The 22,343-nt window shown below is 62.0% G+C and carries 16 protein-coding genes; all 16 read right to left on the bottom strand.

What is annotated here, in order from left to right:
• Entirely contained in the window at window positions 1–1,008 is a 1,008-nt protein-coding gene (locus BLW08_RS21520) for a LacI family DNA-binding transcriptional regulator (RefSeq protein ID WP_091328009.1), read from the bottom strand.
• Between the two features lie 99 nt (window positions 1,009–1,107).
• Entirely contained in the window at window positions 1,108–2,391 is a 1,284-nt protein-coding gene (gene mmsB, locus BLW08_RS21515; protein WP_090826093.1) for a multiple monosaccharide ABC transporter permease, read from the bottom strand.
• A gap of 5 nt (window positions 2,392–2,396) precedes the next feature.
• Window positions 2,397–3,926 carry a multiple monosaccharide ABC transporter ATP-binding protein gene (mmsA, locus tag BLW08_RS21510; protein ID WP_091328007.1) on the bottom strand — a complete coding sequence of 510 codons (1,530 nt, stop codon included), beginning with the start codon at window positions 3,924–3,926 and terminating at the stop codon, window positions 2,397–2,399.
• Window positions 3,927–4,044: 118 nt separating this feature from the next.
• On the bottom strand, window positions 4,045–5,169 hold the full coding sequence (gene chvE, locus BLW08_RS21505) for a multiple monosaccharide ABC transporter substrate-binding protein (RefSeq protein ID WP_368086906.1): 1,125 nt from the start codon (window positions 5,167–5,169) through the stop codon (window positions 4,045–4,047).
• A gap of 381 nt (window positions 5,170–5,550) precedes the next feature.
• Window positions 5,551–7,830: a gluconokinase, GntK/IdnK-type gene (locus tag BLW08_RS21500; protein ID WP_091328004.1), complete on the bottom strand. Its 2,280-nt coding sequence runs from the start codon at window positions 7,828–7,830 to the stop codon at window positions 5,551–5,553.
• Window positions 7,820–9,049, bottom strand: coding sequence for a D-mannonate dehydratase ManD (gene manD / locus BLW08_RS21495; RefSeq protein WP_091328003.1), 1,230 nt, complete (start codon window positions 9,047–9,049; stop codon window positions 7,820–7,822). Before manD ends, BLW08_RS21500 begins: the two co-directional genes overlap by 11 nt.
• Before the next feature lie 83 nt (window positions 9,050–9,132).
• Window positions 9,133–10,539 (bottom strand): glucuronide transporter, encoded by a 1,407-nt coding sequence (gene uidB / locus BLW08_RS21490; RefSeq protein ID WP_091328000.1) that lies wholly within the window; start codon window positions 10,537–10,539, stop codon window positions 9,133–9,135.
• 326 nt (window positions 10,540–10,865) lie between these two features.
• Window positions 10,866–12,167, bottom strand: a complete 1,302-nt coding sequence (locus BLW08_RS21485; RefSeq protein WP_091328033.1) for a mannitol dehydrogenase family protein — start codon at window positions 12,165–12,167, stop codon at window positions 10,866–10,868.
• Window positions 12,168–12,229: 62 nt separating this feature from the next.
• Complete coding sequence (gene uxaC, locus BLW08_RS21480; RefSeq protein ID WP_091327998.1) at window positions 12,230–13,636, bottom strand: glucuronate isomerase; 1,407 nt, start codon at window positions 13,634–13,636, stop codon at window positions 12,230–12,232.
• A gap of 90 nt (window positions 13,637–13,726) precedes the next feature.
• Complete coding sequence (locus tag BLW08_RS21475; protein WP_091327996.1) at window positions 13,727–14,773, bottom strand: LacI family DNA-binding transcriptional regulator; 1,047 nt, start codon at window positions 14,771–14,773, stop codon at window positions 13,727–13,729.
• 77 nt (window positions 14,774–14,850) lie between these two features.
• A complete protein-coding gene (locus tag BLW08_RS21470; protein ID WP_091327994.1) occupies window positions 14,851–16,017 on the bottom strand; it encodes a Gfo/Idh/MocA family protein in 1,167 nt (388 codons plus the stop codon).
• A 24-nt stretch (window positions 16,018–16,041) separates the two neighbouring features.
• The gene (locus BLW08_RS21465; RefSeq protein ID WP_254780007.1) at window positions 16,042–16,902 is read right to left on the bottom strand and encodes a sugar phosphate isomerase/epimerase family protein; all 861 of its coding nucleotides are present in this window, start codon (window positions 16,900–16,902) and stop codon (window positions 16,042–16,044) included.
• A 66-nt stretch (window positions 16,903–16,968) separates the two neighbouring features.
• Window positions 16,969–17,856, bottom strand: a complete 888-nt coding sequence (locus tag BLW08_RS21460; protein ID WP_091327989.1) for an ATP-binding cassette domain-containing protein — start codon at window positions 17,854–17,856, stop codon at window positions 16,969–16,971.
• Entirely contained in the window at window positions 17,853–19,715 is a 1,863-nt protein-coding gene (locus BLW08_RS21455; protein WP_091327987.1) for a dipeptide/oligopeptide/nickel ABC transporter permease/ATP-binding protein, read from the bottom strand. Before BLW08_RS21455 ends, BLW08_RS21460 begins: the two co-directional genes overlap by 4 nt.
• Window positions 19,712–20,653, bottom strand: coding sequence for an ABC transporter permease (locus BLW08_RS21450; RefSeq protein WP_091327984.1), 942 nt, complete (start codon window positions 20,651–20,653; stop codon window positions 19,712–19,714). The genes BLW08_RS21455 and BLW08_RS21450 overlap by 4 nt, the downstream gene beginning before the upstream one ends.
• 6 nt (window positions 20,654–20,659) lie before the next feature.
• On the bottom strand, window positions 20,660–22,192 hold the full coding sequence (locus tag BLW08_RS21445; protein WP_091327981.1) for an ABC transporter substrate-binding protein: 1,533 nt from the start codon (window positions 22,190–22,192) through the stop codon (window positions 20,660–20,662).
• Between the last annotated feature and the right edge of the window lie 151 nt (window positions 22,193–22,343).

Raw genomic sequence — 22,343 nt, 5'->3', positions numbered from 1 at the left:
CTAGTTTAGTGGGAGCGGAGCTTTGTGAAGGGCAGGGGCCGCCGTGGTGGAGCGGACCACCAGGCGGGGGCTGACAATCTGGTCCCCGGTTCCGCCGTCACCGTCAAGCTGCTGCAGCACTGCCTCCATGCACCGGCGGCCGAGCTCTTCGAAGTCCTGCCTGACGGTGGTCAGCGGTGGCATGAAGAATTCCGCTTCGGGTTGATCGTCATATCCCACCACGCTGATCTCGCCCGGCACGCGAAGTCCTGCCTCCTGGACTGCCCGGAGCACGCCGACTGCCATTTGGTCGTTCGCGACGAACACCGCCGTAACGCCGCGGTGTTTGAGGAGTTCCAGGCCTGCCCGGTAGCCCGATGCCGCGTCCCAGGCACCTTGGAGCAGGACGTCAGGTTCAAGGCCGGCGCTGCCCAGCGCTTCCTGCCATCCCTTGATGCGCTCTGCGGCATCAATCCAATGCGTCGGTCCGGAAATATGGGCAATGTGACGATGCCCCAGGGCGATCAGATGCTCCACCGCCAGGCGGGCACCCAGCCTTTGATCCAGGGAGGCACCCTTCAACTGGTTTCCCGCGCCCGCACCGACTGCCACGATCGGCACAGGAACCTCAACGTCGCGGAGCGCAGCAAGGACATCCGGATGCGGAACCAAGATCACGATGCCGTCCACGGACTGGTTCCGGAAATGCGCAATGGCATCATTGACGCTCGCGCTGGTCACCTCACGGAGATTGGCGATGCTGACAAAGTAGCCTGCCTCCCGGCCCGCCTGCTCAACGCCCAAGAGGGTGTTTGCAGGCCCGAACTGCCCGGTCTCGCACGCCAGGACACCGATGGTCCGGGACCGCCGGGTGACCAGGCTGCGGGCGGCGGTATTGCGCCGGTACCCCAGGGATGCAATGGCCTCTTCCACGCGCTCCTTGGTCTTGCCGCTGACGTTCGGATGGTTGTTCAGGACGCGCGAGACGGTTTGATGCGAGACGCCGGCCAACTTGGCCACGTCTCCCATCACCGGTGGTCTGAACGCTGTGTCAGTCCTGGCTGCTGTGTCCGACCCGGCCCCAGGCCTTTCCTGGGACCGGGCCGCTCCCCCGGGTGACATCAGCAACTATTTCGCGTCGACGCCGACGGGCTCAGCCTTGACTGCCGGAGCCGCCTCAGTGGCCGGAGGCGTGGTCTTCCACTTGAAGCGGCGTCCCATGGAAGAACCTCCACCTGCGCCCGTCCGGTTTTTGTTGAAGATGTCGAAGCCAACGGCAAGGAGGAGTACCAGGCCCTTGATGAGCTGCTGATAGTCCGTACCCAGGCCAAGGATGGACATGCCGTTGTTCAGGACGCCCATGATCAGGCCACCGATCATGGCTCCAGCCACGGTGCCAATGCCACCTTGGACCGCCGCGCCTCCGATGAAGGCCGCGGCAATGGAGTCGAGTTCAAAGCCTGTACCACCGGCGGGTTGGGCGGAGTTAAGACGAGCGGTGAACACGAGGCCGGCCAACGCGGCGAGAACGCCCATGTTGACGAAGAGCCGGAAGGTGACCTTCTTGGTCTTGATGCCGGAGAGCTCGGCCGCGTGGAGGTTGCCACCGATTGCGTACGTGTGCCGGCCGAAGATGCTGTTGTTCATCAGTGCCGAATAAACGATCACCAGGACAGCCAGCACAATCAGGACGATCGGAGTTCCGCGGTAGCTGGCCAGCAGGAAGGTGATGATGAGCATCAGGACAGCGATGAACCCGTTCTTGACGGCAAACCATGCCATCGGTTCGTTCTCCAGGTTGAACTTGCGGCGGACCCGGCGTTCCTTCAGGGCCTGGAAGAGGATGGCCGCCGTACCGCCGACGCCCAGGATGACCGTCAGCCACTCAAGGACGGAGGTGCCACCGGAAATATCCGGCAGGAAGCCGCCACCCAGGGCGCGCAGTTCGTTCGGGAACGGGGTGATCTGCTGATTCTTGAGGGTGATGAGGGTCAGCCCGCGGAAGATCAACATGCCTGCAAGGGTGACGATGAAGGCCGGGATGCCTACATAGGCGATCCAGTAGCCTTGCCACGCTCCCACCAACGCGCCAACCAGGAGGCAGGCGGGGATGGCGAGCCACCACGCCCAGCCCCAGTGCACAATCATCACGCCGGCCACCGCGCCGATGAAGCCCGCAATGGAGCCCACGGATAGGTCAATGTGTCCGGCGATGATCACCATCACCATGCCGATGGCCAGGATCAGGATGTAGCTGTTTTGGACCACCAGGTTGGTGACGTTCTGCGGCTCCAGCAGGATGCCGTCTGTCAGGACCTGGAAGAGGATGACGATCAGGATCAGGGCAACAAAGATGCCAACCTGCCGGAGGCGGCTTGTGAGGAAGCCAAGGGATTCTCGTAGGGCGGACATGGTGGTTATTCCTTCTCTTGGGTCATGAAGTGCATGAGGGTTTCCTGGGTGGCTTCGGCGATGGGAACCTCGCCGGTGATGTGGCCTGCTGACAGCGTGTAGATCCTGTCGCAAATGCCCAGGAGTTCCGGGAGCTCAGAGGAGATCACAATGACGGCTTTCCCGGCAGCAGCGAGCTCAGCGATGATCGTATAGATCTCAAACTTGGCACCGACGTCGATTCCGCGGGTGGGTTCGTCCAGGATCAGGACGTCGGGATCTGAGAACATCCATTTACTCAGCACCACCTTTTGCTGGTTTCCGCCCGAGAGCTTGCCCGTAATGGCCGCTACCGACGGTGCCTTGATATTCATGCTCTTGCGGTACTGGTTGGCTACGGTGGTCTCTTTGTTGCCGTCCACCCAGCCGCGTTTGGCCAGCTTGTTCAGAGCTGCCATGGAAATGTTCCGCTTGATGTCTTCGATCAGGTTCAGGCCGTAGTGCTTCCGGTCTTCGGTGGCATAGGCGATTCCGTGCTCGATTGCATCGGAGACAGTGGAAGTGTTGATCTCCTGGCCGTATTTGTAGACCTTGCCTGATACGGCACGGCCATACGTCCGGCCGAAGACACTCATGGCCAGTTCTGTCCGGCCAGCGCCCATCAGCCCGGCCAGGCCCACTACCTCGCCCTTGCGCACGTTGAGGCTGGCATTGTTAACCACCGTCCGTGCATGGTCCTGCGGATGCTGCACGGTCCAGTCCTCGATGCGGAGGACTTCTTCGCCGATGTTGGGTGTGCGGTCCGGGTAGAGGCTTTCAAGGTCGCGTCCCACCATGCCTCGGATGATGCGTTCCTGGGTGATCTGGCCTTGATCAAGCCGCAGGGTTTCAATGGACTTTCCGTCGCGGATGATGGTGACAGCATCGGCCACTTTACGGATCTCGTTGAGCTTGTGGCTGATGATGATGCTGGTGACGCCTTGGCCCTTGAGGTGCAGGATGAGGTCCAGCAAGTGGTCTGAATCTTCATCATTCAGCGCCGCGGTAGGTTCGTCCAGGATCAGGAGTTTCACCTCTTTGGACAGGGCCTTGGCAATCTCCACCAGCTGCTGCTTGCCAACACTGATGTGCTGGATGGGCGTAACAGGGTTTTCGCTGAGTCCCACGCGGGCCAGCAGCTTGGCAGCTTCCAGGTTGGTCTTGCGCCAGTCCACCCAACCTTTATTGGCCAGCTCGTTGCCGAGGTAGATGTTCTCAGCGATGGACAGGTACGGGCTGAGGGCCAGTTCCTGGTGGATGATCACGATGCCACGCTTCTCGCTGTCCGTGATGCTGGAGAATTCGCAGGGTTCGTTCTCGAAGAGAATGTCGCCGTCGAAGGTGTTGTGCGCGTAGACGCCGGAGAGAACCTTCATGAGGGTGGATTTGCCGGCTCCGTTCTCACCGCAAATGGCGTGGACCTCACCACGGTTGACGTCCAGGGTGACGTCCTGAAGGGCTTTAACCCCGGGGAAGGTCTTGGTGATTCCTCGCATTTGAAGAATGGGTACGTTCATCGTCAATTCCCGCTGACTGGTTGGAACTTCGCCGGACCGAGGACTCGGGGGCTATGAGGGGAGGCTGTGGGCCCACCGCACTGCGGTAAAGAACAGTGCGGTGGGGCCACAGGGGGTGCTACTTGACGTCGGATTCCTTGTAGTAACCCGAATCGATGAGTTCCTTCTGGAAGTTGTCCTTGGTGATGATGACGGACTTCAGGAGGAAGGCCGGGACAACCTTGACCTTGTTGTTGTAGGTCTTGGTGTCGTTGGTTTCGGGCTCAGTGCCCTTGAGGACGGCGTCCACCATCTTCACGGCCTGCGCGCCCAGCTGGCGGGTGTCCTTGAAGATGGTGGAGTACTGCTCGCCGGCCACGATCGACTTCACGGAGCCCTTCTCTGCGTCCTGGCCGGTGACAACGGGCAGGCTTCCGGTGGAGTAGCCGCCGGTGCTGGTCAGTGCGGAGATGATGCCGATGGAGAGGCCGTCATACGGGGAAAGTACGCCGTCCAGCTTGGTGCCGGAGCTGTAGGCCGAGGTGAGGATATCTTCCATGCGCTTCTGGGCTACAGGCGCCTGCCAGCGCAGGATGGCTGCCTGCTCAAACTTGGTCTGGCCGCTGGGGACCTTCAGGGTGCCCGCGTCCATGTACGGCTTGAGGGTGTCCATGGCGCCGGTCCAGAAGAAGTTGGCGTTGTTGTCGTCCGGGCTGCCCGCGAACAGCTCAACGTTGAAGGGGCCCTTGCCCTCAACCTTCTTGCCGCTTGCGTCCACCAGGCCCAGGCCGGTCAGCAGCGAGGTGGCCTGCTGGACGCCCACGGTGTAGTTGTCGAACGTGGTGTAGTAGTCCACGTTGGGGGTTCCGTTGATGAGGCGGTCGTAGGCGATGACCTTGACGTTTTGTTCCTTGGCTTTGGCCAGGACATCGGTCAAAGTAGTGCCATCGATAGCGGCGATGATCAGTGCCTTGGCACCCTTCGTCAGCATGTTCTCAATCTGGGAGACCTGCGTGGGGATGTCATCGTTGGCGAATTGAAGGTCTGTCTTGTAGCCAAGGTCCTTCAGGGACTTCTCAACGTTGGCGCCATCGGCGATCCAACGTTCGGAAGTCTGGGTGGGCATGGAAATGCCTACCAGTGAATCGCTGGGGTTCGCAGTGCTGCTGGATTCGGCAGCTCCACCGCGACTGCCGCAGCCTGTTGCTCCGACGGTCAAGGTTAGGACAACCGCTACGGCGCCCAGGAGTTTCTTCAATCTCACGTTGCTCTCCTTCCGCGGCAGCATTGCCGCGAACTCTGATGCAGCCGGAGCATCTGCGCGTCCGGCACGGTAACGCTTTGCGGGCCTGTGGGCTTAGGGGCGGCACATGCCAACGTCAAGGTGGTGCGAATGCCATTGTGAACGCTAACAATACCGCCGGTCAAGTGCCGTGGATCACGAAAGGGTTGCGGCTGGGAAGCGCCGCGAAACCCCTTGACTTGAAACGTTGTTAGCGTTCACAATTTGCGCCATGCCCCTCGACCCCGCGGCACGCTGCCCACGGAGCAAGAAAAACCCGGCACCGCCTTGTGGGCGATGCCGGGTTCCAGTGGTTCCTCCCTGATGGCGGGGAGGAACTCTTTCCCCGTGGGAAACGGAGAATCAGAGGCGGGTGTCGAACGAATCGCAGAACACGTTCTGGTTGAACGTCCCCTGGAATTCGGACTTGCCCTGGATCTTCTCAACGGTGGCGTGAATGGCCTCGCGCGATCCCGCGTGGGCGTGGATGGCCGTCTTGATCATGGGCACGTCGATCAGGTGGTTGGGCTGGTTCAGGGAAACGAACACGGTGGGAACTTCCGTGGCGTACCAAGGTATTTCAGCGGCCATCGGTGAGGACCATTTGATCCGGATGGCCGCTTCCTGGGCGAATCCCTTCACATTGGCGAACACCAAGGCAGCGTCGTAGCGCTCCGCGTAATCACCGGTAGCTTCCTCCGAAAGGACGCGCATGAAGTTCATGCCGGCCTCCCCCGCGGCTTCGCGTTGCTCGGCGGTTTTGAACACATCCACCACAAAGCCGGCGGCCTCGAGCTCTTCCCGCACAGTGTCCAGGTAGGCCAGCGGATCGGCACGGGTGAAGTCGGCTCCGCCGGAGATGCCGTAGAGACGGATCCGCGGATGCGTTTGAGGTGAGATGGGCAAGTTGCCAGCAGTGTCCTTCACCAGGGTGACGGTCTTGTCAGCCACCTCGGCGGCGATTGCACGGTGGGCTTCGCTGCCGATGACCGCCAAGGCCTCGGCCGCCGGAACCAACGACTCCCGGGAGGCGAGGTGCAGCCCCAGGCTTGCCTTCAGCCCCAGGATCCGGCGCAGGGCATCATGAAGCCGGGTTTCGGTGATGACGCCGGACTTGTAGCCGTCCAGCATGTACTGGAAGTCCTCCCCGGGGTTTCGGAAGAACAGGAACATGTCACAGCCGGCTGCGATGGTGGCAGGCACCAGATCGCGGCGCTTCATGGCCTGTGTCAGGCCCAACATCAAAGAAGCATCCGTAAGAACCAACCCGTTGAAGCCAAGCTCACCGCGCAACAGGTCCTGCAGCAGCTCCGGAGCCAGCGTCGCCGGGAGCACCTCGAAATCCGCCAGACCGGGACGGAAATGCCGGGACACCTCCGGCGCACCGATGTGCCCCACCATGATCGACTGCACTCCGTGCCCGATCATTTCCCGGTACACGTGCCCGTAGCTCTTGTTCCACTCGTCATACCCCAGCGTGTTGTAGGACGTGACCACATGCTGGTCGCGTTCATCAATGCCGTCTCCGGGGAAGTGCTTCATGGCGCAGACAGTGGGTGATTCGCTGATGCCGTCGAAGTACTCCTTGGCCCGTTCCACCACGATCTCCGGCGTGTTGCCGAAGGACCGCGTGGAGATGACCGTGTTCCGCCAGTTGTAGTGGATGTCCACGATCGGAGCGAAGGCCCAGTTACAGCCAAGGGCTGCGGTTTCGACGCCGGCCACCTGGCCCATCTGCCGGGCGATGTTCTTGTCGGGATGCGAGCCCGCCTGCAGGTGCGTGGACACGAACGTGCCGTCATCGCAGCTGCCGGCGCCGCCCATTTCCGGGTTGGAGGCTATGAGCAGCGGAATCCGGGTCTTGGACTGCGCGTACCGGATGTGCTCCTGAACCGCCGCGGACGGACCGGGCCGGTAGCGCATGCCACCCACGTGGAAGTTCTCCAGCACACCATCGAGGTACTCCGGCGAGTAGTCGTTGTTGTGGTTGATGAACAGCTGACCGATCTTCTCTTCGAGCGTCATGGAGCTGATGGTGGACTCAACCCATTCCACAGCAGCATCGTCCAGGGTGAACGGAGCCGCCTTCAGGTCCACCAGGAACGGCCCGGTGGCAGCCGCGGAAAGGCCCGTCAGCTCGTCATGTGCCTCGTCCACAATGTCCTCCACGGAGTGGGCAATGTCCACAACCACCCCGGCTTCGTCGGCCTGCAATGGTTCCAGTGTTGCCAGTTGCGAGTCCAGCAACGATGCCGGCATGAAGTGTCCCGGCCGCGCGTTCATGCGCTCGTTCAGCAGTTCCCGCGTACCGTGCAGGTGCACGAACACCACCGAGGAATTCCCGCTGCGGATCATGTCCCGGTAGCTGCGCTTGAGCGCGCTGCACGCGATGACAAGAGCAGTGTTCGACGCCGTGAATCGCCTGCCGATTTCGGCCAGCCACGGTGCGCGGTCGTCGTCGTTCAGCGGAGTACCCGAGGCCATCTTGTCGATGTTCGCCTGGGGGTGCAGCGAATCGCCGTCGAGAAATTCAGCGCCGAGACGCTCGGCGAGGGCGGCACCTATGGTGCTTTTGCCGCAGCCGGCCACCCCCATGACCACGATGTGGTGGCCGCTTGCAAGGGACAGAGGTTTACCAATCATGAACAGTGCCGTCCACGAGGCGGTTGTACGGCAGGTACGCCTGCTGATACGGGAACGCCGCAGCGGCTTCCTCGTTGAATTCGACGCCAATGCCGGGGTTGTCGCCGGGGTGCAGGTAGCCGTCCTTGAAGGTCATGGACTGCTGGAAGACCTCGTTGGTCTTGTCCGAGTGCTGCATGTACTCCTGGATGCCGTAGTTGTGGATCGCAAGACCCACGTGGAGCTGGGCGGCGAAGCCCACCGGGGAGATGTCCGTGGGACCGTGGAAGCCGGACTTGATCTGGTACTGGGCGGCGAAATCCATGACCTTTTTCAGCGGCGAAATGCCCCCGAAGTGGGTGGATGCAGCACGGACGTAGTCGATCAACTGCTCCTTGATGAGGGTCTGGAAGTCGAACACCGTGTTGAAGATTTCGCCGATGGCCAGCGGGGTGGTGGTGTGCTGGCGGACCAGGCGCAGGCCCTCCTGGTTCTCGGCCGGGGTGCAGTCCTCCAGCCAGAAGAGGTCGTACGGCTCCAGGGCCTTGCCGAGCTTGGCGGCCTGGATGGGCGTCATGCGGTGGTGGCCGTCGTGCAGCAGCGGGATTTCCGGGCCGAATTCGTTCCGCACGGCCTCAAACACGGTGGGCAGGTGGCGCAGGTAGGCGCGGGTGTCCCAGTCCTCTTCCTGCGGGAACGCGCCACGGCCGGCGGGTTCGTAGTCATAACGCTCGCCGGAGGCCTGTGCCTGCGCGGCCACACCGTACACGGCTTTGATGCCGGGGATGGCGGTCTGGATGCGGATGGACTTGTAGCCCAGTTCCAGGTGCTCACGGACGGAGTCGAACAAGGACGGAATGTCCGCACCCGAGGCGTGGCCGTAAGCCCGCAAACCGTTGCGCGAGGCACCGCCCAGCAGTTGGTACACCGGCATCCCGGCGATCTTGCCCTTGATGTCCCACAACGCCATGTCGACGGCGGCAATCGCGGCCATGGTCACGGGGCCGCGGCGCCAGTAGGAGCTGCGGTAAAGGAACTGCCACGTGTCCTCAATCCGGTGCGGATCCTTGCCGATGAGCAACTGGGCGACGTGTTCCTTCAGGTACGCAGCCACGGCGAGTTCACGGCCGTTGAGCGTCGCGTCACCAATACCCGTCACACCATCCTCCGTGGTGATGCGCAGGGTGACGAAGTTACGGGACGGGCTGGTCACGAAGACTTCAGCGGCAATGATTTTCACAGCTTTTCCTTTCGGGATTCTGCTGGTTGGGGCATGTGCACTCGCTTCGATGCGATGGGCACCACAAGTGGATAGATTTGATTTTAGGTTGGATTGCCATGCTTGGCAACCGGTTGCCGCAGTGTGGATACGCCGGTCGGGTTCTGTGTGCCGGAGTCCCCCGCAGAGCGGCGGGCCTTGATCTCGCCCACAATCTGCGCGTGCAAGACATCCGTGAGCTTGTACTTGGCCATCACCCCGATGGCCAGGATGGTCATGATGGCCGGCAGCGCTCCGGCGGCAAATTGAATGCCCTGCAAAGCATCGGCACTCTGGGCGACGCCGGACTTGTACCCGCCGACGGCCAGGCAATAAGCGGCCAGTGCGCCACCAACGGCCTGGCCGGTCTTCCGGGTGAAGGAGAACAACGCGTACGTGATTCCTTCGGTCCGCACGCCCGTCTTCCATTCGCCATACTCCACCGTGTCAGCCTCCAGGGCCCACACCACGATGTTCACGGCCATGACGCCCATCAGGCTGACAACAAGACCGGAGAATCCAACCCAGACCATGGAGGAAGGCGCCAGGAAAACGATGATTCCGCCCACCATGGACAGGGCTCCCGCCACGATATAGACGTTCTTTTTACCCAGCTTGCGGACCAACCGCGGCATCAGGGGCGCCAAGGCCAACGTCATGACCAGCTGGACGATTGCCAGCACGGGATAGAGATCCAAGCGGCCCAATACGTCGCGCAGGTAGTACAGCTGCACGGAGGACAATGCCATGTAGCCGGTCAGGAAGAGGAAGCTGCTCAAGCACAGCATGAGCAAAGGGCGGTTGGTTTTCAGCGTATCCATGCTCTGCTTGAAGGAAACATTGGGCACCGATCGGTGAACGCGCTCCTTCGCGGTCAGCACCGTAAAGAAGTACAGCGCCGCGCCGATCACCACAAAGGCCAAAGTGATGGTGGTGAAGGTGGACTGGAGGTCCGCACCCGGCTTGATCAGGGGAGCCACGAAGATCCCCAAGGCAGAACCAACCAGCAACGCTCCCACCATGCGGGCCGAGCCAAGCTTGGCACGGTCCCCCGGATCCTGGGTCATCGCTCCAGCCAGGGAACCATAGGGAATGTTGACCAAAGAGTAGGCCAAACCCAAGGCCGCGTAGGTCACGTAGGCGTAGAGCAGAGTCCCGGTTTCGCCCAGTTGCGGCACGGAGAACGTGGCCACGCTGAGGAGCAACAACGGGATGGAGCCGAACATGATGAAGGGCCGGAACTTGCCGAAGCGCTTGCTGTACGTGCGGTCCACCAGGCGTCCGGCAAAAACGTCGGCAAAGGCATCGAAGATCCTGACCACCAAGAGCAAGGTGCCGGCCGCGGCGGCTGAGATTCCTGCGACATCCGTGTAGTAGACCAACAGGAACATGGTGGCTGTTGTGAAGGCCAAATTGTTGGCGGCGTCGCCGGCACCATAGCCGGCGATGCTGAGTTTGCTGAGCTTTTTCAATGCGGGCTCCTTTACCCTTCGCGTCATTGCGGTCCGGTCCGGCTCGACAGTGTGTGGATCACTGGAATCCGGTACCGGCTGTGCAGCTGTTGTAATTCTAGTCACTTTGGCAAACGTTTGGCAATCGGTTGCCGAAAGATTTCCTTGAAAGTTTGTCCAAGTGTTTCCACGTTGTGAGGCCCGGTTTGCGCCCTAAAATCACGCCAGGGCACGCACACCGGGCCCCACAACGCAGGGGAACCCCGCCTTAAACGCCGGCGGCCCAGGTTGCCTGCCAATCCGGGCAGCCTGGGCCAGCAAACGGGGCGCTGAATCAGGAAGGAGCCCTACGCGGCAGTACCTGAGTTCGCCGGAACCGCGGGAACAAAGTCCGAGCTGAGCTCATGGACAAGCTCCACCGCTGCCGGCTCTCCGGCAAGTTCCGAGTCAAGCAACGCCATAAGCGCAGCAGTTCGCTCCAGCCCGGAAAGTTGGTTTGCCTCGCCCACGGCCCTGGACTGAGGATCCTGCAGGCCGGGATTCGATGCCACGAAGGCGGACCACGCCGCAATCATCCGCGCTGCCCCGTGGCCTTGCCGCCCTTCCGCACGCTCAGCCCGGAGGACAGGTATGGCCCGCATCCTCAGTTTGGTGCTGGCGTCCATGGCGATCTGGGCCAAGTGGTGTGCGATCCGTGAGTTGCCAAAACGCTCCAGCAACGCAGCCCGGTATTCGGGAATCTCCAGTTCCTTGCCCGGGAGGTGGCGGGACGCTTCATCCCAGAACTCCTCCACAGCACCCCGGCACACGGGATCCGAGAGCGCCTCCGCAACAGTTGCGTGCCCCCGCAACTGGCCGGCATAGGCCAGAATCGAGTGCGCGCCGTTCAGGAGCCACAGCTTGCGGTTCTCGTAGGGCTCGATGTGGTCCACAAAGACCGCACCTGCGTCCTCCCAGCGCGGACGGCCTGCGGGGAAATCGCCACTGAGGACCCAATTGCGGAAAGGCTCGGTGACCACCGGCGCAAGATCCCGGTATCCGCACGAGGCCGCAACGGCGTCGAGGTCAGCGTCCGTAGTGCGGGGCGTAATCCGGTCCACGGAGGTACTGACGAAACTGACGTTCGCCTCAATCCAGGCTGCAAGCCCAGCGTCGTATGCGCCGGCGATACCCAGCACGGCGTTGCGGGCGACGTTCCCGTTGTCCGAAAGATTGTCACAGGAGACGACGGCGAGTGGACCGCCGTCGGCGTCCCTGCGTGCGGCGAGTCCAAGGACCAAGCGGCCCAACGGCGTCGTGGGCGTCCCGCCGGAAGCCAGCAGCGGTACGTCGTCTGCGCCGAATCCGTAGGCCGCTTCGGTGATGGTCAGGGTAACCACAACGGTTTGGGGCGCCGCTACCAGTTCAACCAAACGCTGCACATCGGCGCCGTCCGCGGCTTCCACAATGCTGCCCACAACTTCAAAGGAGTCGCCCGCATCCGAGCGCTCCACCACAGTGAACAGACCGTCCTGCGCGGCGAGAACCACGGCGGCGTCCGGGCGACGACCGGTGAACGAGGCGATGCCCCACTCCCCCGCGTCGCCGGCGTGCTGCGTGTACCAGGCCTGATGAGAACGGTGGAAGGCGCCCAGGCCAAGGTGCACCATGCGGATGGGCGCTTTGGCCGCGGGCGCAACCGAACGGCCCAGACGCGGAAGATTCCCGGCGGTCACAGCTTGAACACCCTGCGGGGCGAGGAATCGACGACGTCGAGGATCAGCTCGTGCGCGCGGTCTTCCGTGACCCGGTGCTCGGCAACAAGACGCGCGAGGAAGGACGCTTCGATCCTTCGCGAGGCGTCGTGCCGTGCGGGGATGGAGCAGAACGCGCGGGTGTCGTCAATGAAGCCGGAGGACCGCGAGAAACCGGCGGTTTCCGTGACTGCGGAGCGGAAGCGCAGCATGGCATCCGGCGCATCGAGGAACCACCAGGGTGCGCCGATGTACACGGACGGGTAGAAGCCTGCAAGCGGCGCCAGTTCGCGGGAGAAGACTGTCTCGTCCAGCGTGAAAAGCACCAGGTGGAAGTCCTTGGCCGTACCGAAATCCTGCAGCAGCGGGCGGATGGCCTCCGTGTAGTTCACCGCGAAGGGAATGTCGTGACCAGTGTCGGCACCAAAGGACTCGAACGTGGGGCCGTGGTGGTTGCGGTAGGAGCCTGGATGGATGGTCATGACCAATCCGTCGGCCACTGACATGCGCGCCATCTGGTACATCATGTGGGCCTCGAACGCGTCGCGGTCGGCAGCTGTGGCTCTGCCTGCCCGGGCCTTTTCGAACAGCGCTGCGGCCTCCGCGCTATCCAGTTTGAGCGTGGCAGGAGTGCGAACGCCATGGTCCGCCGATACCGCACCATGCTCCACAAAATAACGACGGCGGTTCTCAAGCGCCGTAATATAGCCCGCGTAGCCTGTGGCACCGTCAGCAGCCGTCTCCACCAAGCGGTCAACATTGTTGCTCCACTGCGGATGCGCCACGTTCAGGTAGGCGTCGGGACGGAATGTTGGAAGGACACGGCCGTTGAAGCTCGGGTCTTCGGTCAGGGCCTTGTGGCTGGCCAGGTTGTCCAGAGGATCGTCCGTGGTGGCCAGAACTTCGATATTGAAGTCCTTGAAGAGCTGCCGGGGACGGAAGTCCGGCTCCACCAACTTTGCGGCGATCGCGTCATAGCTGGCATCGGAAGCCATCTCGCTGAGGTCAGCGCCAAGTTTGAAGACGTCATCAAACTGGGTGCGCAGCCAATACCCGGAGGCTGTGCCCTCGAACAGCGGCCAGGCTTCAACGAATTGCCGCCAGATCTCCCGGGATTCGGGCGCGGAGGCTGCGCCGGCCAGCAACTGGTCCATCGGAACACCATTGGCGTGGATCAGGCGGGTGACGTAGTGGTCCGGACTGACCAGGAGGGCCGCGGGATCGGGGAACGGAGTGTTCTGCTCAATGACGGCTGCGTCAACGTGACCGTGCGGAGAAATGATGGGCAGGTCCTGGACGCGCTCCAGCAAGGACCGCGCGATGCTGCGCGTCCCGGGATCTGCGGGCAGGAGCCTGTCAGGGTGTGCGGCAATGGACTGTGACATAGGTCAATCTTGCGGCCCACTTGCCACCCTTGTCAACCGGTTGCCAAAAATTGCCAACTAGTTGCTGCCAGTACTTCCTGGAGCTCCAGGCTAGGCCAGAAGCCTGCCACTGGAGCCGCGCACCACGAGTTCGGTTTCCACGCTCACGGCTTCATCCGGAGCATCGTGGCCCTGCAGCACGTCCAACAGGATGGTCACGGCGCGGGTTCCGCACTCCCCCAAGGGTGAACGCACGGTGGTCAGGGCTGGAGTGGTGAAGTCTGCCCCGAAGATGTCGTCGAAACCAACAATGCTGATCTGGTCCGGAACGCGCATCCCGCCGGCCTGCAATTCCTGCATCAAGCCGATGGCCAGGAGGTCGTTGTAGGTGATGACGGCCGTCGCCCCGCTGTCCAGGACATCGCGCGCTACCTGCCTGCCGCCGTCGACCGTTGGCTTGGACGATTCCAGCCGGACGGCGCCCAACTTGGACCACTCACAAGCAGCTTTGACACCTTCCCAACGGCGGCCTGTCATCCACGACTGCGCAGGTCCGGCGACATACGCGAGATTGGTGTGGCCGTTGGCAGCCAAGCTGCGGACAGCCTCACTGATGCCCTTGTTGACGTCGGGCACAACGCACGGCACGCCATCGATTTGCCGGTTGATGACCACCACTGGCTTGTCTGCTGAAAGAGCGCGGATATGGTCGTCATCCATACGGGGACTGGCCAGAATGAGGCCATCAACAGTGCTCAGCAGGCGTCGCGCGGCCGTGACCTCAGTCTCCGGTGACTCGGCGGATTCAGCCAGGACCAGAGTGTAGTCACGGGCTGAGCCCGTGGTTTCCGCGCCGCGGATGATGTCGAAGAAGGTGGGGTTGGTGATGTCCGCGACGATCAATCCGATGGTTTGCGTGCGTCCGGTGGGGAGCGCGCGGGCGAACGGGTTCACCTGGTAGTTCAGTTGCTCCGCCGCGTCCTCGATAATTTTCTGCGTCTTGGCGCTGACCCTGCCCGGCTTGCTCAGGGCGCGTGAAACCGTGGATGGGTTCACGCCGGCGAGCTTGGCGATGTCGTAGATGGTGGCAGAGGACTTCTCCCCCCGGCCACGCTTGCTGGGGGCGGTTGCTGCTCCGGGGCTCGTCACGTCAGTCACCGCTCCATCGTAGACCTCATGGCAACAAAACAAGCCGGTTGCCAAAGAATGGTGACAACCGGCCTGTTCCGAAAGGGCTAAGAGCGCTCGGGGAACTTCCCTTCCCCTGCGATGCGTTTGTTCAACTCCTGCAGGAATTCGTCTTCATCAAAGTCCAGGGAGACTTCCTTGCCCGTCCAGCTGGAGAGGTGGATCGCGTTGGCCAGGCGGACGCCGTTGATTCCGTCGGAGCCGGGGGCAAGCAGCGGCGTCCCATCCAGGATGTTGGCGGCAAAGTTTTCCAGGACACCCGCGTGCTGACCTCCCCAGACGGACTCGAACTCGATGACCTCGGTGGAGTAGAACTCGTCCCGGTTCAGCTGGCCCATGAAAAGCTTGCGGACATCGTCCATGTCCATGGAATCGCTGAGCTCACGCTCGGGTTTAACCAGGCGGGTGACGGTTGCAACCTTGCTGTCCTCCACCACGATCTTGCCTTGGTCGCCCAGGATTTCGAACCTGTCGGTTCCCACGATGTCGTGGGTGGCCGTCACGAAAACGCCAGTGGCGCCGTCGCCATAATCCACCACTGCCGTGACCTCATCCTCGACGGCGATATCGCGGCGGAAGCCGTAGGCCACCTTCGAATACACGGACTCGGGTGCGCCACAGATCCACTGCCACAGGTCCAACTGGTGCGGTGCCTGGTTCACCAGGACGCCGCCGCCTTCACCGCCCCACGTGGCGCGCCATTCGCTGGAATTGTAGTAACCCTGCGGACGCCACCAGTTGGTGATGATCCAGTTGGTGCGTCGGATGCTGCCAATGTCCCCGTTGTCTACGATTTCCTTGAGCTTCTTGTACAGGGGGTTGTTGCGCTGGTTGAACATGATGCCGAAGGAGAGCTCAGGCTTGGAGGCCGCAAACTCATTGAGTTCCTTGACCTGCTTGGTGTAAACGCCGGCCGGCTTCTCCACCAGCGCGTGGATGTTCCGTTTGAGGGATTCGATGCCCATTTCCGGGTGCAGGAAGTGCGGAACGCAAGTAACGATCGCGTCCACGGAGCCGCTCTCCAGCATGGCGATGTAATTGTCATGGAACGGGACACCGGGGTACAGGGAGCTGGCGAGCTCCTTCTTGGTGGGATCGACGTCGCAGATAGCTCCGATCTCCATGTTCGGGACCAGCCCGTCCTTGATGAACTTGGCATAGGCGCCGCCCTGCTGGCCCAGGCCGATGATGCCGAGGCGTACTTTGTTGCTCATGAATGTGATCTCCTGTCGAAAACTCTAGAAAAGGTCGCCGTGGCCCATGGCCATCAGGTTGTCGTATGAGGTCTGCAGCGCATCCCAAACAGTTCGGCCGTAGAGCTCGTCCTGTTCCACCAGCAGGTACTGGGCTCCGGCGGCCACAGCTGCGGGCACGATTGATGGGAAGTCCAGGTTTCCCTCGCCCACCTCGGCGAACTGGACAACATTCTTGAACTCGGCCATGAACCCCGGGAAGTCGCCCTTCTCCAGGAGCCCGAAGGATGCTTCCGGCATCTGTCCGATCCTGTAGTCCTTCAGATGCACCATGGCGGTCCTGCCCGCGTATTTTTCCAAGATGCGCACAGGATCCAGTCCGCCGCGCTGTACCCAGTGCACGTCTATTTCCATGCCCATTGCCGGGGAGTTGTCCGCGATGATGTCCAGCATGTACTTGCCATCGAACTTGGCGAACTCGATGTGGTGGTTGTGATAGTAAAGTCCAATGCCGTGCTCCTGGAGCCGCTCGGCGTAGCCGTTGGCCTGCTTGGCAAACTCCACCACGGCGTCCAGCGACTTCATGGCCGGGAACGGCAGCATACCGATGCGCAGCAGAGAAGCATCGAGGCGCTTGGCATCATCAACAATCTTGTCGAAATTGTCCGCGAGTGATTCCACGGGCATTCCCTTGCGGCCTTCCACATTGACGGAGAGAGCCGCAATATCCATGCCCAACTCGGAGCGGGAGCGATCCAGCTCGTCAACGTTTTCCGGTGTCATGGGGATCTGGGAAATCTCCACCGCGTTGTACCCGATTGCGTTGACTTTCCGCAGGGTTTCAAACGCTCCAACTTCGGCGAAGCTGTCCTTCAACATCATCGCCTGTACGCCTATTGTGGCCACTTTTTCCTCCGAAAGTTCCGGCCACAATTAAGGGGCCGCATGGGTTCTGCTGGGTGCCGCCGGCCGTCAGGCAACGGCACCCGCTTGTTCAATCTGGTTGCGTTGGTTGGCCAACAGCCGGTGCCTGTCCGCCCGGCGTTGTTCCTGCCGGTCAGGATCGGGCACGGGTGAGGCGAGAAGAAGCCGCTGCGTGTAGGGGTGCTCGGGATCGCGGGTGACGATCTCCGCAGGGCCCTGCTCCACGATTTCGCCGTGATACATGACGGCGACGCGGTGGCTGATGTGCCGCACGACGTCGAGGTCGTGGGACACGAAAAGGTAGGAAACACCGGTGTCCTTCTGGATCTGCAGGAACAGGTCCAGCACGCGCGCCTGGGTGGAAAGGTCCAGGGCGCTGACGGGTTCGTCGCACACGATCAGCTTGGGGGACAACGCCAGGGCCCGGGCAATGGCCACGCGCTGGCGTTGTCCGCCGCTGAACTCGCGGGGCAGGCGGTGGATCGCGTCCGAGGGAAGTCCAACCTGGTCCAGCAACTCCTGGACCCGCTTCTTGGCTGCAGTGGGTTCCATGCCCTGGACACCCAGCGGTTCTGCAAGGATGTCGCCGATTTCAAGGGCCGGATTCAGTGAAGTGTAGGGGTCCTGGAAGACCACTTGCAGGTCCCGGCTCAGTGTCCGCCGCTCCTTGCGGGAAGCGTTGCTGATGTCGTTGCCCTCGAAGATGACCTTCCCTGCGGTGACCGGGGCGAGTCCCAACACGGCGCGGCCCAGGGTGGTTTTGCCCGAGCCGGACTCCCCCACCAGCCCCAGGGTTTCTCCTTGGCCAATAGTGATGTTGATATCAGTCAGCGCTCGGAACGGCTTGGCCCGGAACCGCTTGCTCGGGTACTCCACCACCAGGTTCTCCACCGCCAGGAGCGGGGACTTCTGCGATGAGTCAAGAGAGACGCTCATGCCACCGGCTCTTTCTGTGCTGCTGATCCAGGCCTCGATACAAGCATGGTCATAGGAGTCTTTCCTTCAAGCATGGACCCCAGCAGGGTCTGCGTGTACTGCTCTTTCGGGTTCCGGAGAATATCCCGGACGGTGCCTTCTTCCACGAGCCTGCCGTTCTGCATGACGGCCACGCGGTCGCACAGGTCGGCAACGACGCCGAAGTTGTGGGTCACCAGGATGACGCCGATGTTCAGGCGCTGCTGGAGCTCGCGCAGCAGGTCCAGCACATCCGCTTGGACGGTGACATCCAGGGCGGTGGTAGGTTCGTCAGCGATCACCAGGTCAGGTTCGCAGCTGATGGCGCCCGCGATCAGCACGCGCTGTGCCATGCCACCGGAAACCTCGTGCGGGTAAGCCTCGAACGTGCGTTCCGGGTTGACGATTCCGACGTCGGTGAGCAGCTTGAGTGCCCGCTTCCGGGCTTCTGCCTTGGAAATTCCAAGGACACGCACCATGGGGGTCACCAGTTGGTATCCGATGGTGAAGGCCGGGTCCAGGTTGCTCATGGGTTCCTGCGGAATGTAGGAGATCCGTTTGCCGCGCAGCTTGGACAACCGCTCCTGGCTGACGCGGTCATCACCGGGGGCAACGGTGTAGTTGCCGTCGAACTGGATGGAACCGCCCACGATCCTGGCGTTGTCCGGCAGCAGGCCAAGAATGGAGAATGCGGTCTGGGACTTGCCCGAACCCGATTCGCCCACGATCCCCAGGATCTCGCCGCGGTCCACATGGAACGAGACGTCGTCCACCACCTTCTTGACGGAACCGTCAGCCTGCGGATATCCAACGCCCAGGTTGGTCACCTTGATGAGGTGGTGCTCGGTTCCAACCTCGACGGCGGCCACGGACTTCCGTGACTGACCCGCCTTGGCGGGGTCCGCCGTCGTGCTTTCCGCCGGAACGGTCTTCTTTTTACGGTGCTTGATCTTCTCGCCGTCTTCCAAGGCATCGCGGATGGCGTTGCCCAGCAGGACCAGGCCGCCGATGGTGAGCGCCATGGCCAATGCCGGCCACAGCAGCAACGTTGGCGTCATGTAGACGTTCTTGAAACCTTCGGAGAGCATGACGCCCCATGTTGCCTTGGTGGGATCGCCCAGGCCCAGGAACTCAAGCCCCGACTGGATGGCGATGGCAACTCCCGCGATGGCCGCGGTCTGGATGATGATGGGTGCGCGGACCACGGAGAAGATGTGGCGGGCGATGATGCTCAGGTCAGACAGGCCTGAGACGCGCGCTGCGTCGACGTAGAGCTCGTTGCGGACCGACTGGACGGCGGTCCGGGTCAGGCGGAAGTAGGACGGGCTGATCAGGACGCCGAAAGCAATCATCGAGATCCAGACTGAGGGCCCAAAAGCCGCGCGGATGGTGAGGAGCACGATCAGGCCGGGCAGGCTCATGAGGATGCTGACCACCCAGTTGGAGACGGCCTCGAACTTCCCGGCGTAGTATCCCGCAATCAGGCCCGCGGGAAGGCCGATTGCGATGGCAACCCCTGCACAGAGCAGGGCGGACAACAGTGTGAGCTGCGCACCGAAGAGCAGGCGGCTCCAGGTGTCGCGGCCTGCGCTGTCGGTGCCAAGGATGTTCACGGAATCTGCCGGTGCCAGGGTCTTGGTGATGTTCGCGAAGTTTTCCTCGAACGGCGCCAGGACAGGGGCGAAGATGGCCAGCAGGGCGATGGATCCCAGGATCACCAAGGAGGCGATACCCAACGGGTTCCTGAGGAGTCGACGCATCACGGTGGAACGGACCACGGTGCCGCTTTGGCCTGTAGGGACGGGGGCGGCGACAGCCGCTGTATCTATGGAGTCACTCATGAGACACGCACTTTCGGGTTGAGCCAACCATTGAGGATGTCCACCAGGAGGTTCACCACGATGACCACCACCACGGTGTACATGACCACTCCCATCACCACGGGAAGGTCGGACTGGCCGGTGGCGGTAACCGCGAGGGGTCCCATTCCCGGCAGGGCGAAGATCTGCTCGATGATCACCACGCCGCCCAGCATGCCGATCAACTGCAGGCTCAACACCGTCAAGCCTGCGGGAGCGGCGCTGCGCAACACGTGCTTGAAGAGGATTTCGCGCTCCCCAATGCCGCGGCTGCGCAGCGTCCGGACGTAGTCACGCTCCAGCTGCTTGATCACTGCGCTGCGGATCTGCTGGGCCCCGCCGGTCACGCCGTTGATGAGCAGTGCGATCACGGGGAGGGTCATGGAGTAGACCCAGGCCTCCGGCCCCACCTCGGGAGAGATGGTGCTGGTGGCCGGGAAGAGGCCCAGCTGGATGGCCAGGATGGTTACCAGGAACACGCCGATCACATACCCGGGGATGGAGTCCCCAACGATCGCGCCAATCTGGACCACCCTGTCCACCCAGCCGCGCTTGACGGCCGCGGCGACACCGATCAGTGCTGCGCAGATGGCGATCAGGATCATTGCGGTGAACACCATGGTCATGGTGACGGGGATACGGGTGGCCAGGGAGTTGGCCACCGGCTCCGAGGTGAACCAGGAAGCACCGAGGTTTCCGCTGACGGCATCGCCCAGCCAGGCGAAGTAACGGGTCACCAAGGGCTGGTCCAGGCCCAGCTCCTGTTCCTTCAACGCAACCTGCTCAGGAGTGGCCTGGTCTCCCAGGATGTTCCGGGCAATGCTGCCGCTGGAGGTGTACAGCAGGGTGAAGGTGAGCGCTGAGACGACGAACAGCACCACCAACCCGCTGCCCAGCCTTTTCGCAATGAACTTGATCATAGGTTCCTACTTGGCGGGCGAGTAGTTGTAGATGGACGGAACGGCCTGCTGTGCCTGCGGGGTGACGTTCACTTTGTCGTTGTGGTAATACATCTGGTTCACGCGGAACAACGGGGCGAACCATGCCTGTTCCACCACATATTTGTTGACTTCCTGGGCCAGGGTGCCAGCGTCCTGGCCACCGGCGCGTACGGCCGCAATCTTGGCTTCGAGCTCAGGAGTGGTGTTTTTGAACGGGTTGTACAGCGCCTTGGTTGAAACGATCTGATCGATCGCAACCGTGGGCTCACCTTGGAAGAGATTGAAGAACAGTGCGTGATACTTCTGCGCCGCAACATCGGCGGTGAAGGTGTTGGTGATCGCTGCGCCGGGCTTCAGCGTGATTCCGACGTCGGCCAGTTGCTGCTGGAGCACCGAAATGAGTGTTTCGGCTCCCGGAAGGGTGGGAACGTCAATGGTCACTTTGCCTTCGAAACCGGATTCCTTCAGGAGCTGCTTGGCCTTGGTGGGATCGTAGCTGTAGTAGTTCTCCAGCTCTTCGGTCCATGCACCGCTGTCCTTGCCGAAAGGCTGCGAAGTGGGGGTGCCTTGGCCGAGCATGACCTGTTCCAGGATGGTCTTGCGGTCGAAGGCGTAGTTGATGGCCTGGCGGACCTTGACGTTGGCCAACGCCGGGTTCTTGGCACCGTCGCGGTCCAGCAGGAGTAAACCGGACCAGTCAACCTGGTTGGTTTCAAGCTTCATCTTGGCGCCTTCGGCCTGCTTGCCATTCTTGGGATCAAGGAGCGTGGCGTCGATCTGCCCGGAAACCAAGGCGTTGGTGCGCGCTGTGGGGTCGATGAGAATCTTGAGGGTCAGCTTCTTGTACTTCTGGAGGTCCTTGTTCCAGTAGCCTTCGCGGGCGGTGAAAACCGTCTGCGAATCCTTCACTGAGGCAGCCTTATCCATGACGTACGGCCCCGAACCCACGGGTACAGTCTTGATTCCGTCTGTGCCCAAAGCTGCCGGGCTACCCATCAGGCCGGCCGCCTGGCTCAGGAAGTACTCCAGGGCAGGCTCAGCGGCGCTGAGGTTGATGTCGATAGTGTCCTCATCCACCACTGCAATGTCCGATACCGAGCTCAGCTGGGCCATCTGCGGACCGTTCGCCTTCTTGAAGTGGTCCAGGTTGGCCTTGGCCGCCGTGGCGTCGAACTTGGCGCCATCGCTGAACGTGACGTCGGTCCGGAGGTCCACCGTGAGCTTGGTGTTGGTCTCGTTGTACTTCCACGCGGTGGCCAGCATGGGGCTGAGCTTGCCATCCGGCTCCCGCAGGATCAGGGAATCATAGGCCGCCTGGTAGGGCTGGAGCGCGTGGCCGACGTGGGCTTGGGCGGGATCCCAGGACGTGATGTCCCGGAGGGTGCCCAGCGTCAGGGCCGTGACGGCTGTTCCGCCGCCGGCGTTGGAGCCTGCTCCGGCGCCGCCACCACATGCGGTGAGCGCCAGGGAGGCGCTAAGTACGATGGCGGCTGCTGCCGCCTTGGGACCTAACTTCATTGTCGGCTCCTACTGAGTCTTTTGCCTGATGCGAGTCAGAACGAAGGGGTGTGGCCTGGACCACATATTTCCGGGTGTGGGATTTACAGTACGGACTTTGGAGACGCTTGGCAACCGATTGTCAAAAGTTTCTCATGTTGTTGCCAAGTTG

The sequence above is a fragment of the Arthrobacter sp. cf158 genome (genome assembly GCF_900106835.1).
GTDB lineage: Bacteria > Actinomycetota > Actinomycetes > Actinomycetales > Micrococcaceae > Arthrobacter.
The sequence above is the reverse complement of the archived record's forward strand: the minus strand, read 5'-3'. Positions and strand labels throughout refer to the sequence as shown.

Bases quoted from the DNA above. Each gene is read 5' to 3' on its own strand.
- BLW08_RS21520 (WP_091328009.1), bottom strand. From the start codon at position 1,008: ATGGGAGACGTGGCCAAGTTGGCCGGCGTCTCGCATCAAACCGTCTCG.
- mmsB (WP_090826093.1), bottom strand. From the start codon at position 2,391: ATGTCCGCCCTACGAGAATCCCTTGGCTTCCTCACAAGCCGCCTCCGG.
- mmsA (WP_091328007.1), bottom strand. From the start codon at position 3,926: ATGAACGTACCCATTCTTCAAATGCGAGGAATCACCAAGACCTTCCCC.
- BLW08_RS21500 (WP_091328004.1), bottom strand. From the start codon at position 7,830: ATGATTGGTAAACCTCTGTCCCTTGCAAGCGGCCACCACATCGTGGTC.
- BLW08_RS21485 (WP_091328033.1), bottom strand. From the start codon at position 12,167: ATGGTGCACCTTGGCCTGGGCGCCTTCCACCGTTCTCATCAGGCCTGG.
- uxaC (WP_091327998.1), bottom strand. From the start codon at position 13,636: ATGTCACAGTCCATTGCCGCACACCCTGACAGGCTCCTGCCCGCAGAT.
- BLW08_RS21470 (WP_091327994.1), bottom strand. From the start codon at position 16,017: ATGAGCAACAAAGTACGCCTCGGCATCATCGGCCTGGGCCAGCAGGGC.
- BLW08_RS21460 (WP_091327989.1), bottom strand. From the start codon at position 17,856: ATGAGCGTCTCTCTTGACTCATCGCAGAAGTCCCCGCTCCTGGCGGTG.
- BLW08_RS21455 (WP_091327987.1), bottom strand. From the start codon at position 19,715: ATGAGTGACTCCATAGATACAGCGGCTGTCGCCGCCCCCGTCCCTACA.
- BLW08_RS21450 (WP_091327984.1), bottom strand. From the start codon at position 20,653: ATGATCAAGTTCATTGCGAAAAGGCTGGGCAGCGGGTTGGTGGTGCTG.
- BLW08_RS21445 (WP_091327981.1), bottom strand. From the start codon at position 22,192: ATGAAGTTAGGTCCCAAGGCGGCAGCAGCCGCCATCGTACTTAGCGCC.